The organism is Nonomuraea sp. ATR24, assembly GCF_041950485.1.
GTDB classification, from domain to species: Bacteria; Actinomycetota; Actinomycetes; order Streptosporangiales; family Streptosporangiaceae; genus Nonomuraea; species Nonomuraea ceibae.
In genome coordinates this window covers 322,713-337,026 of sequence record NZ_JBGNUU010000002.1, presented here as the reverse complement: position 1 = coordinate 337,026, position 14,314 = coordinate 322,713, and the positions used below count along the sequence as shown (strand labels likewise).

The window sequence follows — 14,314 nt, the reverse complement described above, 5'->3', positions numbered from 1 at the left end:
GGTGCCCAATCTCCTCCGGGCGGCGCTCACCGCCGCCGTCCTGGCGGCGATCGCCGTGCGGCTGCGCCGTCGCGCCCGCCTGCCACGCACCGAGCCGCCCGTCCCCGACGCCCTCCCCGCGCCGCGCCCGCGACGGCGGCGGCCGGGCCTGGGGCGGACGGGCGCGCTCGTGGCGGGCGCCGTGGCGGCCACGGTGGCCGTCGTGGCCGCGCTGGCGCTCCTCGGGACGGGCCTGTGGCCGGGGCAGCCCGCGCGTGAGGCGTCCTCGCCCGGCGGCTCTCCCGTACGCGACGCCGCGACGGAGCGGGCCGAGCCGCCGGCGGAGTTCCCCACGGAGCCGCATGCCCTGCCCTCGCGGCAGGGGAGCGCGGCGCCGCAGCCGTGCGATCCCGGGCACCCTGTGGTGACGGTGCGCCCGCTGGACCCGCAGGTGAAGCGGGCCGTCAACCGGCAGTGGCGGCGCATCGAGCGCTGGCTGAGGACACACGCGCCGAAGACCTACGCGGGGCTCGGCCGTCCCGGCAGGGCGCGCACGATCGCGGTCGCCGAGGCGCAGACGGGGCTGGAGTTCCCCGACGATTTGAGGGCCTCGCTGCTGCGCCACGACGGCGCGCGGGGCTTCGGGTTCGGCGGCGGGGTCAACCTGCGCGTCCGGGAGATCAGGGACGCCTGGCGGGCCAGGTGCGCGCGCGACGCCGAGGGCCGCCACCGCGGGCTGGTCCCGTTCGGGCTCAGACCGGGGCGCGGCGGCCACACGCTCGTCACCGCCGCCAGGCGGGACGGCGCGGCGGGGCGGGAGGCCGTGACAGGGCGAGCGGCCGCGGCCGGTGACCGGCCGTCCTACTACGCGCTGATGCGCGAGGTCGCCGCCGCCCTGGAGACGGGTGCCCCGGTCGACGGCCGCCGCCCGGTCGTCAAGGGCGGCGTCCTGCGGTGGACCCGCGCCCGTTGAGCTACTTCTTGGGCGGCACCGGCTTGCCGCCCGGCAGCAGCTGGGGCGGCGGGAAGCGCAGCTTGCGGATCTGCAGCGCCCGCATCGCCGCGTAGAAGCCCACGCCCTTGAGGCTCTCGTTGGGCAGCTTGGCCGCGACCTCCTTCTTCACCTTCCACGCCACGTAGACGGAGGTGAAGACGACGCCGATCATCATGATCGGCCAGCCGAACACGATCACCGCGTTGAGCACCTGGACGCGGACGGCCGGCGGCCACGGCACCCAGGTCGCCAGCAGGATCAGTAGCGAGAAGGGCAGGAAGTACTGGCTCGGGAGGCGGCGGGAGTCGACCCAGTCGCGGGCGAACTTGCGCGCCGGCCCCTTGTCACGGGCCGGGAAGTAGCGCTCGTCACCGGCCAGCATGCCGCGCCGGGCCCGGTCGCGCTCGGCGGCCTGCTTGGCGCGCATCTGCCGATAGGCCTCCTTGCGGTCCTTCGGCGCGCTGACCAGCTGGCGCCGCCTGCCTTCGGCATCTCGGCGCTTGGGTGTGGGACGACCCTTACCTTGGGGCTTAGGATCGTCAACGGGGACGGGGGTGTCGTCCACGGAGGTTTGGGAACGGCGTCGCAACACGACGTCAACCCTACCTGGAGTGCAACTTAGTGACGCCCTCGTGCGTTATGCGTAGGGTAATCCCAAGGCGGCTGCGCTGCAGTGGGTGAACGACAGCACGACCTAAGAAGGGGACGGCCGACGCGCATGAGCGTGATGAAGAGACTTTCGATGATCTTCAAGTCCAAGGCCAACAAGGCCCTGGACAAGATGGAGGATCCACGCGAGACCCTCGACTACTCCTACCAGCGGCAGCTGGAGCTGCTGCAAAAGGTGCGTCGTGGCGTGGCGGACGTCGCCACCTCTCGCAAGCGTGTGGAGCTCCAGATCAACGGTCTGGAGCAGCAGGGCAAGAGGCTTGAGGAGCAGGGCCGCAAGGCGCTGTCGGTGGGGCGCGAGGACCTCGCCCGTGAGGCGCTGTCGCGCCGCTCCGGCCTGCAGTCGCAGATCGCGGATCTGCGCGTGCAGCATGACAACCTGCAGGCCGAGGAGGAGAAGCTCACCACGGCCTCCCAGCGGCTGCAGGCCAAGGTCGACTCCTTCCGCACCAAGAAGGAGACCATCAAGGCGACCTACACCGCGGCCGAGGCGCAGACCCGCATCAACGAGGCGTTCTCCGGCATCTCCGAGGAGATGGGCGACGTCGGCCTGGCGATCCAGCGTGCCGAGGACAAGACGGCCCAGATGCAGGCCCGCGCCGGCGCCATCGACGAGCTGCTCGCCTCGGGCGCGCTCGACGACTTCAGCGGCACCCGCGGTGACGACATCCAGGCCGAGCTCGACCGCATGGGCGGCGGCATGGACGTCGAGCTGGAGCTGGCCCGGATGAAGGCCGAGCTCGGCCAGGGCCCGGCCCCGCAGGGCGCCATCGAGCAGGGGCAGCAGCAGCAGCCTCAGCAGCAGCCCAACCAGCAGACGCAGCAGTTGCGCCAGCCAGGGGAGGGCGCATGATCGTCAGGATCATGGGCGAGGGCCAGGTGGAGATCTCGGCCGACGACATCGCCGTGCTCAACGAGCTCGACACCGAGCTCGAGGCGGCCATCGACGCCGACGACCAGAAGGCCTTCCGGGTCAAGCTGCACGCCCTGCTCGACAAGGTGCGCCATGTGGGCAAGGCGCTTCCCGACGACAGCCTTGAGCCGTCAGAGCTGATCCTTCCCCCCGCGGACGCCTCGATCGAGGAAGTCCGGGAGATGCTGGGCGACCAGGGCCTCATCCCGGGCTGAGCCCGTGCGCACCCGGTTCGCGGCCGACCGCGGCCTGACCCGCCGCATGGTCGTGACGATGTTCCTGCTCGGCCTGCTCTACGTGGTGTTCGTCGGCGTCCTCGTCGCCTTGGGCGTGCGGGCGCTGACCGTGCTGGTGATCGCGGGGGTCCTGCTGCTCGCGCAGTACTTCCTGTCCGACCGCATCGCCCTTTACGCGATGCACGGGCGGGAGGTCTCGCCCCAGGAGGCCCCCGAGCTCCACGGCCTGATCGACCGGCTGTGCGCGCTGGCCGACATGCCCAAGCCGCGCGTCGCCGTCGCCCAGTCGGACGTGCCCAACGCCTTCGCCACCGGCCGTAACCAGAAGAAGGCGGTCGTGTGCGTGACGACCGGCATCCTGCGCCGCCTGGAGCCGCGCGAGCTGGAGGGCGTGCTGGCCCACGAGCTGTCCCACGTCGCGCACCGCGATGTGGCGGTGATGACGATCGCCTCGTTCCTCGGCATCGTCGCCGGGCTCATGACGCGCGTCGCCCTCTACACGGGCCTCGGCGGCCGCCGCCAGAACGGCCAGGGCGGCCTTCCCATCGGCCTGATCGTCATGCTGGTCTCGGTTCTCGTGTACGCGATCAGCTTCGTCCTCACCCGTGCCCTGTCGCGCTACCGTGAGCTGTCGGCCGACCGGGCCGGCGCCCTGCTCACGCAGCAGCCGTCGGCGCTGGCCAGCGCGCTGACCAAGGTGTCCGGCGAGATGGCCAGGATCCCGACCCGCGACCTGCGCGAGGCCGAGCCGTTCAACGCCTTCTACTTCGCCCCGGCGCTCGCCAAGGGGGAGACGCTGGCCAACCTGTTCTCCACGCATCCGCCGCTGGAGCGGCGGCTGGAGCAGCTCGCGCGGATCTCCGCGCAGCTCGGGAGGGGCTGACGACGATGGGCTGGCTCGATGCGATCCTGGGCCGTTCCAAGCCGGCCAAGCCCGACCTGGACGCGCTGTTCGCGCTGCCGTCGGCGGCCGTGACGCTGCAGGCGGCCACGGGGCTGGCGCCCACCGGGCGCGGCTCGGTGGCCTTCCGCGCGGCTGAGGGCGGCGCGTTCGCCCGGCTCGAACAGGACGTCAAGGCGCTGCTCGGCGGCCGGGTCGAGGAGTCCGACGACGGCTACGGCTACACCTGGCTGCTGGTGCGGCGCGCGCCCGACCTGCTCGGCGACCTGGTCACCGAGCTGCACGCGGTCAACTCGTCGCTGGAGTCGGCCGGGTTCGGCCCGTCGCTGCTGTGCTCGCTGGTGTCGTTCGCCGGCCCCGACGGCAGGAGGCTGGCCGTCGTCTACCTCTACAAGCGCGGCACCTTCTACCCGTTCGCCCCGCTGGACGGCGACCGCCGCGACAACGCGCTCGAGCTGCAGGTCAGAGGCGCGCTGGCGGGGGAGCTGCCGCTGGAGGAGGACCTCGGCCGCTGGTTCCCGGTCTGGGGCGCTCCGGGCCTTTGAGTGCGCTCGGTGATGTAATCATCACGTGGAGCGAAGATTGTACGTGCTCGCGGCTTCCGCGTTCATCGTGACCGCCGTGCTGTACTCCGCGTGGATCACCGGCCAGTTCACCACGCCGGCGGTCGACCGCGCGCACGGCTACGTGAGCGAGCTGGCGGCCCGCGACCAGCCGTGGACGCGCCTGTTCCGCACCAGCGACGCGCTGGCGGGGCTGGCCTGCCTGGCCGGGGTGGCGCTGATGCCGAGGGCCGGCCGTGAGTGGCCCGGCTGGCTGGCGCTGGCCGCGTTCGGCGCGCTGACGACCGCCGGGGGGCTGTTCCCGCTCGACTGCGCCGCGCTGAGCTCCCCGGCGTGCGGGCGCGGCCCGCTGACGCCGGCCCACCACGCGCACGTCGTGACCGGCCTGCTCGCGGCCGTCGCCGCGCCGGCCGCGATGGCGCTCCTGGCCGCCCGCTGGCGCACCTGGCCCGCCTGGGTCCTCACCGGCCTGACCGTCGCCTCCACGCTCGTCACCGCCGCCGCCCTGGCCGCCGGGCACCTGGCCGGGCTGGCGCAGCGCTTTCAGCTCCTCGTCGTGGCCGCCTGGCTGGTGTACGCGGCGCTGCGGCTGCTCGTCGCGGACGTGCCCGTCCCGGCGCCCGCCCTGCCGCACGTGGTCCGCCAGGGCCGGGGACCGGCCGTGCTGATCGCCGGGGGCCCCTCGGCGGCCTGGTGCCACTGGGACGGCGTCGCCAGGGAGCTGGCCCGCACCCGTACGGTGATCAGGTTCGACCGGCCGGGGCTGGGGCTCAGCCCCGCCTCCCCGGTGCCGCCCACGCTGCACGGCGAGGCGGCACGGCTGGCGGCGCTGGCCCCCGAGCACCCCGAACGGGTCACGGTCGTCGCGCACCGGGCCGCCGCCTGGCACGCCGAGGCGTTCGCCCGGCTGCACCCGCTGCGCGTGTCGGCGCTCGTCCTCGTCGACCCTGCGGCGGCGCCCCGGGGCCGGCGGGGCACGTCCTCGCCCGGCAGGGCGCTCGGCCGCTGGCTGCCCGCGCTGGGCGGCACCTGGGGCGCGGCGGCGCTGGCCCGCCTCACCGGCCCGGCGCTCCACCGGCTGCTCTGCGGGACCGCCGACGCCCACGGCCTCTACAGCCAGGGCCGGGTGCTCGCCGCCGCCGTGGGGGAGTGGCTGGCGCGCCGCGACATGGCCGCCGACCTGCGTCTCATCCGCGCCGAGCACGCCTTCCCCGACGTGCCGGTGACCGTGCTCGTCAGCGGGCGCGCCCGTGGCGCCAGGCTGGTGGAGGAGCTGAACGGCAGGCTCGTCCGGCTGCCCGTCACGCGGCTGCGCGTGCACCTGAACGTGCTGCCCGCGATCGCCGACGCCGTCTGAAGGCTAGTGTGGTCGGCATGGCCCTCGGGAAAGGGGCAAGGGTGGACATCACCGTCGTCGGAGAGGGCACGGTCGCGGCCGTGCCGGACGTCATGCGGCTGCAGGCCGGGGTCGAGGTGCGCCGGCAGACGGCCGCCGAGTCCTTCGCCGGGGCCAGGGCCGCCGCGAGCAGGCTCGCCGAGGCGCTGCGGCAGGCCGGGATCGCCGAGCGCGACCTGCGCACCACCGAGCTGTCGCTCGGCCCGGAGTACGAGGCGTACCCGAAGGTGTCGGCCTACCGGGCGGCCCAGGGCGTCGAGGCCGTGATCCGCGACCTGTCCCGGGCCGACGAGGTCATCGACACCGTCGCCCGGGTGGGCGAGGAGGCCAGGCTGCACGGCGTGGTCTTCGAGGTCTCCGACCCGGCCGCCGTGCTCAGGGAGGCCAGGGCGGCGGCGTTCGCCGACGCCCGGGCCAAGGCCGCCCAGTACGCCGAGCTCGCCGGACGACCCCTGGGCGGGGTCGTCGCGGTGAGCGAGGAGGTGGAGCGGGGGCCGCAGCCGATGCGGCTGGCCGCGGCCGCCGAGCAGGGCTCGGTCAGCCCCGGGCAGCAGGGCCTGACCGTCACTGTGCGGGTGGTGCACGCCTTCGGCGACCAGGCGTCCTAGCCGGGGCTAGGCCAGGGCGAGCATCCGGTCCAGGGCGACGCGCGCCCAGTGGGCGGTGTCGGCGTCGACCGTGATCTGGTTGACGACCTCGCCCAGCGCCAGCGACTCCAGCGCCCACACCAGGTGGGGCAGGTCGATGCGGTTCATCGTCGAGCAGTAGCAGACGGTCCGGTCCAGGAACGAGACGTTCTTGTCCGGGAACATCTGGGCCAGCCGCTTGACCAGGTTGAGCTCGGTGCCCACGGCCCAGCTCGACCCGGCGGGGGCGGCGGCCAGCGTCTTGATGATGTGCTCGGTCGAGCCCACGTGGTCGGCCTTGAGCACCACCTCGTGCCGGCACTCGGGGTGCACCAGCACGTTCACGCCCGGGACGCGCTCGCGTACGTCGTCGACCGACTCGGCCGTGAAGCGGCCGTGGACCGAGCAGTGGCCCTTCCACAGGAGCATGCGCGCCCGCTCGAGCTGCTCGGGGGTGAGGCCGCCGTTGGGGCGGTGCGGGTTCCACACGGCGCAGTCGTCGAGCGACATGCCCATCTCCAGCACCGCCGTGTTGCGGCCCAGGTGCTGGTCGGGCAGGAACAGCACCTTGGAGCCCTGCTCGAAGGCCCAGTCCAGGGCACGCCTGGCGTTGGACGAGGTGCACACCACGCCGCCGTTGCGACCGCAGAAGGCCTTGATGTCGGCGCTGGAGTTCATGTACGTGACGGGCACGACCTGGTCGGCCAGGCCCGCGTCCTCCAGCGCCTCCCAGCACTCCTCGACCTGGTCGAAGGTGGCCATGTCGGCCATCGAGCAGCCCGCCGCGAGGTCCGGCAGCACCACCCGCTGGGAGCCGGTGGTCAGGATGTCGGCCGACTCGGCCATGAAGTGCACGCCGCAGAACACGATGTACTCGGCCTCGGGCCGGGCGGCGGCCTGCTGCGCCAGCTTGAAGGAGTCGCCGGTCACGTCGGCGAACTGGATGACCTCGTCGCGCTGGTAGTGGTGGCCGAGCACGAAGAGCCGGTCGCCGAGCGCCTGCTTGGCCTTGCGCGCCCGTTCCACCAGGTGCGGGTCGGAGGCGGGCGGCAGCTCGCCCGGACAGTCCACCCCCGTCTCGCTGTGCGGATCGGCGCCCCGGCCGAGGACGAAGAGTGGCAGCCCAGTCTGGGTGGCCATGGCCGTACCCCCTTATCGTCTAACTGACGACTAACTATGACACACGGTATGGGGGCATATATTCCGGGGTCCGGTGGGGGAGGGAATGTGTAGCACCCGGCAGGTGTTGGTAGCGTCATCAGTAGACGTCGGAACAGACAGCCGGGTTAGGGAGTCAGCAGATGACGGTTGAGAGCAGCGAGACCACGACGCAGGGCCTGATCCTGACCGACGCGGCCGCCGCCAAGGTCAAGAGCCTGCTCGAGCAGCAGGGCGAGGAGGGCCTGCAGCTGCGCGTGGCCGTGCAGCCGGGCGGCTGTTCCGGCCTGCGCTACCAGCTCTTCTTCGACGACCGTTCGATGGACGGCGACGTCGTGACGGACTTCGGTGGCGTCAGCGTCGTCACCGACCGGATGAGCGCCCCCTACCTGATGGGCGCCTCCATCGACTTCGTCGACACGATCGAGAAGCAGGGCTTCACCATCGACAACCCGAACGCCACGGGCTCCTGCGCCTGCGGCGACTCCTTCAACTAGTCGGGTGCGCCCGCAGGCCCCGTCCGCCCTGGTGCGTACGGGGCCTTCGCGTGCCCTTGGCCGGGCCCCAGGGGGCCGCACGGTTCGGTAGGGTGTCCGGGCGGTGGCCGCAACCGAGCCACCGGACGAACATCGGCACCACCTCGCCGCCGGGCCGGCGGAGAGCTGAAACGCCTGCGGATCCGGCGCACGACCCTGACGAGAGTCCTCTCAGGAGGGCGACCGGCGGTGAAGCAGGAACCTTCACGGGCGACCGTGAGGACCCCCCTCGCTCCCGGAGGGGGAGGATGTCCATGGCCTGCTGACAACGAGGAAGAAGAATCCCGTGCGCATCGCCGTCACCGGCTCCATCGCCACAGACCACCTGATGACGTTCCCCGGCAGCTTCGGCGATCAGCTCATCGCCGAGCAACTCGACCGGGTGTCACTGTCGTTCCTGGTCGACGATCTGCAGATCCGGCGCGGAGGATGCGCCGCCAACATCGCCTTCGGCATGGCCTGTCTCGGCCTGAAGCCCTATCTCGTGGGCGCCGTCGGCAACGACTTCGCCGACTACCGGTCCTGGCTGGAGCGCCACGGCGTCGACTGCGACTCGGTGCACGTCTCCGAGACCCAGCACACCGCGCGATTCCTGTGCACCACCGACAAGCACCACAACCAGATCGCCTCCTTCTACACCGGGGCGATGGCCGAGGCGCGGCTCATCGAGCTGCAGCCGGTCGCCGACCGGGTGGGCGGGCTCGACCTGGTGCTCGTCGGCCCCAACGACCCCGACGGCATGCTGCGCCACACCGACGAGTGCCGCCACCGCGGTATCCCGTTCGCCGCCGACATCTCCCAGCAGCTCGCCCGCATGGAGGACGAGCAGATCCGCCAGCTCGTCGACGGGGCCGCCTACCTCTTCTCCAACGACTACGAGAAGGGCCTCATCGAGCAGAAGACCGGCTGGAGCGACGAGGAGATCCTCGACCGCGTCGGCGTCCGCGTCACCACGCTCGGGCCCAAGGGCGCCGTCATCGACCGCAAGGGCGAGCCGTCCATCGCCGTCGCCCCCGCCCCCGAGCGCGGAAAGGCCGACCCGACCGGCGTCGGCGACGCCTTCCGGGCCGGCTTCCTCGCGGGCCTGGCCTGGGACCTGTCCCTGGAGCGGTGCGGCCAGATCGGCAACCTGACCGCCACGCACGTGCTGGAGCGCGTCGGCGGCCAGGAGTACGAGCTGGGGCAGCGGGCGTTCATGGAGCGCTTCAGCTCCGCCTACGGCGCCGAGGCGGCCGCCGAGATCGCCCCGCACATCCGCTGCTACCACCCCTGATCCCGGGCCCGGGCAGGCCCCGCCCGGCGGCGGGGCCGCTCAGGACCGCGCGTAGACGCGGTGCACGAACTCGGCGAGCTGGTCGTCGGGCAGGCGCCTGGCCAGGTCGGCCTCGGTGATCATGCCGACGATGCGGTTGTCGTGCATCACCGGCAGCCGCTTGATCTGGTGCTCCTCCATGCGCGCCAGCGCCTCTTCCACGGTGGCGTCGGCGGCCACCCACACCAGCCCGGTCGCCAGGTCACCGGCCCGCACCTTGGCGGGGTCGTGGCCCGCCGCCACGCACTTGATGACGATGTCGCGGTCGGTGATGATGCCGCTCACGCGGTCGTCGGTGCACACCGGCAGCGCCCCGACCCCCATGTCACGCATCATCTGCGAGGCGCGGTCGAGCGTCTCGTGAGCCTGGATGCACTCCGCGCCCGGATTCATGAGGTCGCGAGCAGTCTGATCGGTCATGTCTCTTTCCCCCGGATATCGGTGCTTTCCGGGGGCCCTACCCAGTTCGGGCGTCAGTAGTTACGCCGTACGTGAATCGCCCAGCCCCCCTGCGGAAGCTCGTACGAGCCCACGTGGCGGTGCGACTTGAGCCGGCACCACGCGGGCACGTCGGTGAACGCGGCGGGGTCGTCGGCCAGCACGGCCACCACCGCGTTGAGCGGGATGTGGTTGATCTGCTCGGCGAGCATGATGATCGGGATCGGGCACTTCTTCCCGAGCGCGTCGATCGTCAATGCCGGCTGAGTGGCCTCGGTCATGAGACTCCTGCGTCGTGGCGGATCCGGCTCACCAGCTCGGGCAGCACGGCGAGGAACCTGTCGACCTCGGCCGCCGAAGCGCCCCTGGGCAGTGACACCCGGACATTCCCGTGCGTCAGCACGCCCATCGCTTCCAGGACGTGCGATGGACGAAGCGTACTAGCGGTGCACGAACTGCCGGACGACACGGCGAACCCGGCCTTGTCCAGCTCCGCCAGCAGCGCCTCGCCGTCGACGTACAGGCAGGAGAACGTGACGATGTGCGGCGCCCGCTCGACCGGGTCGCCGATCACCTCCACGTCCGGCACGACCTTGGGCACGGTCTCGCGGATCTTGTCGACCAGGGCCGACAGCCTGGAGCGCTCCCGCGACGCCTCGGCCGCCATCGCGCGCAGCGCCGCGGCGGCGGCCACGATGCCCGGCACGTTCTCGAACCCGGGCACCCGGCGGCGCTCGCGCTCGTCCTCCGGCACGAAGGAGCGGAACCGGGTGCCCTTGCGCACGGCCAGCACGCCCACCCCGGGCGGCCCGCCCCACTTGTGGGCGCTGGCCGTCAGCACCGACCAGCCCGGCGGCACCGGCATCCGGCCCGCCGTCTGGGCCGCGTCGACCAGCAGCGGCACCCCGTTGCGCCGGCACGCCGCGGCGGCCTCGGCCACCGGCTGGAGCGTGCCGACCTCGTGGTTGGCCGTCTGCAGGCAGGCCAGCGCGGTGTCCGGCCTGGCCACGGCCTCGGTGAAGGCCGCCAGGTCGACCCGGCCCATCAGATCCACGCCCACCGTCTCGACCGTGCCGCCGTCGCGCTCGTGCAGCGCGGCGGCGTGCAGGACGCTGGAGTGTTCGACGGCACTGGTCACCAGATGTCGGCCGACTCGGCGTCTGCCCTGTATTGTGCCGAGCACGCCGAGATGCACGGCCTGCGTGCCGGACGAGGTGAACGACACCTCGTCGGGGCGCGCGCCCAGCGCCTCGGCCACCTCCGTGCGAGCCTGCTCCAGCAGCAGGTGGGCACGGCGGGCCTGGCCATAGAGTCTCGCGGGGTCGGCCCAGCCGACGTCGATCGCCGCCAGGAGCGCTTCGCGCGCCTGAGGGTGAAGCGGTTCGGTCGAGGCCGCGTCAAAGTACGCCACGAGACCTATCGTCCCATCCGCGGCGCGCCACCGAGGGGGCGCGCGGAAGGGCGAGGCCCTTGCACGCTAATGTGTCTGCAATCAGCTGTGCATCTGGAAATACGAGCGCTCAGGAGAAGACTCCTGGGCTTCATCTGTGGGGTAGGCGATCCGTGAGTCCGACCCGCCGTACGACGCGGCGTTCGTTGGCCCGGCGTAGAGTGCCGCGCGCCGCCGCTTTGGCGTTGCTTCTGGCCTCCGCTACGGCGTGTGCAAATGACGTTCCCGAGGCCGATTGGTCCCGTGGCCTTCTGCCGGAATCCATCACCACGCAGGGTGACGTCGTCACGAATCTGTGGAACGGGGCGTGGATCGCCGCGCTGGCCACGGGCGCCGTGGTCATCGCCCTGATCGTGTGGGCGTGCATCTTCCACACCAAGCGCAAGGCCAAGGCCGAGCTTCCGCCGCAGGTGCGTTACAACCTGCCGATCGAGATGCTCTACACCCTGGTCCCGCTCGTCATGGTGTCGGTGTTCTTCTTCTTCACCGCGCGCGACAGCGACACGCTCACCAAGGTGTCCGGCAACCCTGACGTCAAGGTCAAGGTCGAGGCGTTCCAGTGGAGCTGGCGCTTCACCACGACCGTCGACGGGAAGACCGGCAAGCCGGTGGTCGGCATGCCGGTCAGCGACTACCAGCAGGGCCCGCAGCTCGTGCTGCCGGTGAACTCCACGGTCGAGTTCGACCTGTTCACCGATGACGTCATCCACTCGTTCTGGGTGCCGAACATGATCTTCAAGCGTGACATCATCCCCGGCATCCCGGACGACAACCCCGGGCGCAAGTTCGAGATCAAGACGCTGGGGGAGACCGGTGTCTACGCCGGACGGTGCGCCGAGCTGTGCGGCGCCGACCACAGTCGCATGCTCTTCTCGGTGAAGCTCGTCAGCCAGGATGAGTTCAAGTCGTACATCGCGTCCAACCAGGCTGGGAGTGCCCAGTGACCGCCATCCATGAACCACTCGTGACGAGTGCCCCCCGGCCCGTGACGAAGGGTCAGGTGATCGCCAAGTGGCTGTCCTCCACCGATCACAAGATCATCGGACACCTCTACCTGATCACCTCGTTCGTGTTCTTCCTGATCGGCGGCATCATGGCGCTGGTCATGCGGGCCGAGCTGGCGCAGCCGGGGCTGCAGTTCACCAGTAACGAGCAGTTCAACCAGCTGTTCACCATGCACGGCACGATCATGCTGCTGATGTTCGCGACGCCGCTGTTCGCCGGCTTCGCCAACGAGCTGATGCCGCTGCAGATCGGCGCGCCCGACGTGGCGTTCCCGCGCCTCAACATGGTCAGCTACTGGCTCTACCTGTTCGGCAGCATCATCGCCGTCTCCGGCTTCTTCACCCCGGAGGGCGCGGCCGCGTTCGGCTGGTTCGCCTACACGCCACTGTCCAACGCGATCAGCTCGCCGGGCATCGGCGGTGACCTGTGGATCATGGGTCTGGCGCTGAGCGGCCTGGGCACCATCCTCGGCTCGGTCAACTTCATCACCACGATCATCTGCATGCGGGCGCCCGGCCTGACCATGTTCCGCATGCCGATCTTCACCTGGAACGTGCTGCTGACCAGCATGCTCGTGCTGATGGCCTTCCCGGTGCTGGCCGCCGCGCTGCTCGCCCTGGAGGCCGACCGCAAGTTCGGCACCCACATCTTCTCGCCGGACAACGGCGGGCCGATGCTCTGGCAGCACCTGTTCTGGTTCTTCGGCCATCCAGAGGTCTACATCATCGCCTTGCCGTTCTTCGGCATCGTGACCGAGATCCTGCCGGTCTTCAGCCGCAAGCCGATCTTCGGCTACATCAGCCTGGTGGGCGCCACGATCTCCATCGCGGGCCTCTCCATCACGGTCTGGGCGCACCACATGTTCCCGACCGGGCAGGTGCTCCTCCCGTTCTTCTCGTTCATGACGTTCCTCATCGCGGTGCCGACGGGCGTGAAGTTCTTCAACTGGGTCGGCACGATGTGGCGAGGGCATCTCAGCTTCGAGTCGCCCATGCTGTTCTCCATCGGCTTCCTGGTGACGTTCCTGCTGGGCGGCCTGACGGGCGTCATCCTGGCCTCGCCGCCGCTCGACTTCCACATCAGCGACACGTACTTCGTGGTGGCGCACTTCCACTACGTCGTGTTCGGCACCGTGGTGTTCGCGATGTTCGCCGGGTTCTTCTTCTGGTGGCCCAAGTTCACCGGCAAGATGCTCGACGACAAGCTCGGCAAGCTCCAGTTCTGGCTGCTGTTCGTCGGCTTCCACGCCACGTTCCTCATCCAGCACTGGCTCGGCGTGCTCGGCTTCCCGCGCCGCTACGCCGACTACAGCCCGGCTGACGGCTTCACCGACCTGAACATGATCTCGTCGGTCGGCGCGTTCGTGCTGGGCGCCTCGACGCTGCCGTTCTTCTACAACGTCTGGAAGACCTGGCGCACCGCGCCCAAGGTCACCGTGGACGACCCGTGGGGCTACGGCGGCTCGCTCGAATGGGCGACCTCCTGCCCGCCGCCGCGGCACAACTTCACCTCGCTGCCGCCCATCCGGTCCGAGCGCCCCGCGTTCGACCTGAAGTACCCGCACACGTCCGCGAAGCCCGCCAAGGAGGTTGAGGACTGATGAAGGTCCAGGGTTGGCTGTTCCTCCTGTGCGGCCTGTTCTTCGCCGGCGTCGACGTCGCCTACTGGTTCTGGACCAAGGCGGCCACGGGGCAGGGTGAGCCGGTCGGCACCACCGCGATGGCGATCTCGGTCGGCTTCGCGTTCATGATCGGCTACTACCTGATGTTCACGGCCAAGCGCATCGGCGCCCAGCCGGAGGACAACAAGCAGGCCGACATCAGCGACGGGGCCGGCGAGATCGGCTTCTTCAGCCCCAGCAGCTGGTGGCCGCTGTTCGTCTGCCTGGCGGCGGCCTTCGCCTTCGCCGGGTTCGTCATCGGCCTGTGGATGTTCATCATCGGCGTGTTCCTGGTCATCATGGCGATGATCGGATTCGTCTTCCAGTACTACCGGGGCCACTTCTCGCACTGAGCGACCCCGCCGGGCGGGCGCCCCTCCTTTTCGGGAGGGACGCCCGCTTTTTGGCGTTCTTTACCGGGGGGCGGATGTGGTGATTCGATCACTCAGGGTAATAAGGGAGGTGAATCTGCTCTACT

17 protein-coding genes are annotated in these 14,314 nt (G+C 70.8%); 12 read left to right on the top strand and 5 right to left on the bottom strand.

What is annotated here, in order from left to right; genetic code table 11:
- Position 1: 1 nt before the first annotated feature.
- Entirely contained in the window at positions 2-952 is a 951-nt protein-coding gene (locus ACBI99_RS05455; RefSeq protein WP_375071782.1) for a hypothetical protein, read from the top strand.
- Between the two features lies 1 nt (position 953).
- Here the strand turns inward: ACBI99_RS05455 and ACBI99_RS05450 are convergent, their stop codons facing one another.
- A complete protein-coding gene (locus ACBI99_RS05450; RefSeq protein ID WP_364172555.1) occupies positions 954-1,538 on the bottom strand; it encodes a DUF3043 domain-containing protein in 585 nt (194 codons plus the stop codon).
- A gap of 153 nt (positions 1,539-1,691) precedes the next feature.
- On the opposite strand from ACBI99_RS05450, the gene ACBI99_RS05445 reads away from it, so the two are divergent.
- From ACBI99_RS05445 to ACBI99_RS05420, 6 genes are read left to right on the top strand one after another with little or no spacing between them, the layout of a single operon-like run.
- Positions 1,692-2,495, top strand: a complete 804-nt coding sequence (locus ACBI99_RS05445) for a PspA/IM30 family protein (protein ID WP_375071781.1) — start codon at positions 1,692-1,694, stop codon at positions 2,493-2,495.
- On the top strand, positions 2,492-2,770 hold the full coding sequence (locus tag ACBI99_RS05440; protein ID WP_219519616.1) for a hypothetical protein: 279 nt from the start codon (positions 2,492-2,494) through the stop codon (positions 2,768-2,770). The genes ACBI99_RS05445 and ACBI99_RS05440 overlap by 4 nt, the downstream gene beginning before the upstream one ends.
- A gap of 4 nt (positions 2,771-2,774) precedes the next feature.
- The gene (gene htpX / locus ACBI99_RS05435) at positions 2,775-3,674 is read left to right on the top strand and encodes a zinc metalloprotease HtpX (RefSeq protein ID WP_219519617.1); all 900 of its coding nucleotides are present in this window, start codon (positions 2,775-2,777) and stop codon (positions 3,672-3,674) included.
- Between the two features lie 5 nt (positions 3,675-3,679).
- Positions 3,680-4,237: a hypothetical protein gene (locus tag ACBI99_RS05430; protein ID WP_357586471.1), complete on the top strand. Its 558-nt coding sequence runs from the start codon at positions 3,680-3,682 to the stop codon at positions 4,235-4,237.
- Positions 4,238-4,262: 25 nt separating this feature from the next.
- Entirely contained in the window at positions 4,263-5,612 is a 1,350-nt protein-coding gene (locus ACBI99_RS05425) for an alpha/beta fold hydrolase (RefSeq protein WP_375071780.1), read from the top strand.
- Between the two features lie 41 nt (positions 5,613-5,653).
- A complete protein-coding gene (locus ACBI99_RS05420) occupies positions 5,654-6,259 on the top strand; it encodes an SIMPL domain-containing protein (protein WP_219519630.1) in 606 nt (201 codons plus the stop codon).
- A 6-nt stretch (positions 6,260-6,265) separates the two neighbouring features.
- On the opposite strand, the gene nadA is transcribed toward ACBI99_RS05420, so the two are convergent.
- On the bottom strand, positions 6,266-7,417 hold the full coding sequence (gene nadA, locus ACBI99_RS05415) for a quinolinate synthase NadA (RefSeq protein ID WP_219520059.1): 1,152 nt from the start codon (positions 7,415-7,417) through the stop codon (positions 6,266-6,268).
- Between the two features lie 161 nt (positions 7,418-7,578).
- Between nadA and erpA the strand changes: the two genes are divergently transcribed.
- Both erpA and ACBI99_RS05405 read left to right on the top strand, forming a co-directional pair.
- Positions 7,579-7,932, top strand: coding sequence for an iron-sulfur cluster insertion protein ErpA (gene erpA, locus ACBI99_RS05410; protein ID WP_049566397.1), 354 nt, complete (start codon positions 7,579-7,581; stop codon positions 7,930-7,932).
- 325 nt (positions 7,933-8,257) lie between these two features.
- Complete coding sequence (locus tag ACBI99_RS05405; RefSeq protein ID WP_219511133.1) at positions 8,258-9,244, top strand: PfkB family carbohydrate kinase; 987 nt, start codon at positions 8,258-8,260, stop codon at positions 9,242-9,244.
- A 39-nt stretch (positions 9,245-9,283) separates the two neighbouring features.
- Here ACBI99_RS05405 and ACBI99_RS05400 read toward each other — a convergent pair whose 3' ends face one another.
- From ACBI99_RS05400 to ACBI99_RS05390, 3 genes are read right to left on the bottom strand one after another with little or no spacing between them, the layout of a single operon-like run.
- Positions 9,284-9,703, bottom strand: coding sequence for a CBS domain-containing protein (locus ACBI99_RS05400; RefSeq protein WP_375071779.1), 420 nt, complete (start codon positions 9,701-9,703; stop codon positions 9,284-9,286).
- A 53-nt stretch (positions 9,704-9,756) separates the two neighbouring features.
- On the bottom strand, positions 9,757-10,002 hold the full coding sequence (locus ACBI99_RS05395) for a sulfurtransferase TusA family protein (RefSeq protein ID WP_049566388.1): 246 nt from the start codon (positions 10,000-10,002) through the stop codon (positions 9,757-9,759).
- The gene (locus tag ACBI99_RS05390; protein WP_219511136.1) at positions 9,999-11,132 is read right to left on the bottom strand and encodes a cysteine desulfurase family protein; all 1,134 of its coding nucleotides are present in this window, start codon (positions 11,130-11,132) and stop codon (positions 9,999-10,001) included. The genes ACBI99_RS05395 and ACBI99_RS05390 overlap by 4 nt, the downstream gene beginning before the upstream one ends.
- A gap of 374 nt (positions 11,133-11,506) precedes the next feature.
- Here ACBI99_RS05390 and ACBI99_RS05385 point away from each other — a divergent pair, with 374 nt between their 5' ends.
- The 3 genes from ACBI99_RS05385 to ACBI99_RS05375 are packed head-to-tail and all read left to right on the top strand — an operon-like array spanning position 11,507 to position 14,189.
- On the top strand, positions 11,507-12,115 hold the full coding sequence (locus ACBI99_RS05385; protein WP_308126051.1) for a cytochrome c oxidase subunit II: 609 nt from the start codon (positions 11,507-11,509) through the stop codon (positions 12,113-12,115).
- On the top strand, positions 12,112-13,776 hold the full coding sequence (gene ctaD, locus ACBI99_RS05380) for a cytochrome c oxidase subunit I (protein WP_375071778.1): 1,665 nt from the start codon (positions 12,112-12,114) through the stop codon (positions 13,774-13,776). Before ACBI99_RS05385 ends, ctaD begins: the two co-directional genes overlap by 4 nt.
- The gene (locus ACBI99_RS05375; protein WP_219511142.1) at positions 13,776-14,189 is read left to right on the top strand and encodes a cytochrome c oxidase subunit 4; all 414 of its coding nucleotides are present in this window, start codon (positions 13,776-13,778) and stop codon (positions 14,187-14,189) included. The genes ctaD and ACBI99_RS05375 overlap by 1 nt, the downstream gene beginning before the upstream one ends.
- Positions 14,190-14,314: the final 125 nt, after the last annotated feature.

What these genes read in the sequence shown, in the direction of transcription:
- ACBI99_RS05445 (WP_375071781.1), top strand. Translation starts at nt 1,692, where the DNA reads ATGAGCGTGATGAAGAGACTTTCGATGATCTTCAAGTCCAAGGCCAAC.
- nadA (WP_219520059.1), bottom strand. Translation starts at nt 7,417, where the DNA reads ATGGCCACCCAGACTGGGCTGCCACTCTTCGTCCTCGGCCGGGGCGCC.
- erpA (WP_049566397.1), top strand. Translation starts at nt 7,579, where the DNA reads ATGACGGTTGAGAGCAGCGAGACCACGACGCAGGGCCTGATCCTGACC.
- ACBI99_RS05400 (WP_375071779.1), bottom strand. Translation starts at nt 9,703, where the DNA reads ATGACCGATCAGACTGCTCGCGACCTCATGAATCCGGGCGCGGAGTGC.
- ACBI99_RS05395 (WP_049566388.1), bottom strand. Translation starts at nt 10,002, where the DNA reads ATGACCGAGGCCACTCAGCCGGCATTGACGATCGACGCGCTCGGGAAG.
- ACBI99_RS05430 (WP_357586471.1), top strand. Translation starts at nt 3,680, where the DNA reads ATGGGCTGGCTCGATGCGATCCTGGGCCGTTCCAAGCCGGCCAAGCCC.
- ACBI99_RS05440 (WP_219519616.1), top strand. Translation starts at nt 2,492, where the DNA reads ATGATCGTCAGGATCATGGGCGAGGGCCAGGTGGAGATCTCGGCCGAC.
- ACBI99_RS05375 (WP_219511142.1), top strand. Translation starts at nt 13,776, where the DNA reads ATGAAGGTCCAGGGTTGGCTGTTCCTCCTGTGCGGCCTGTTCTTCGCC.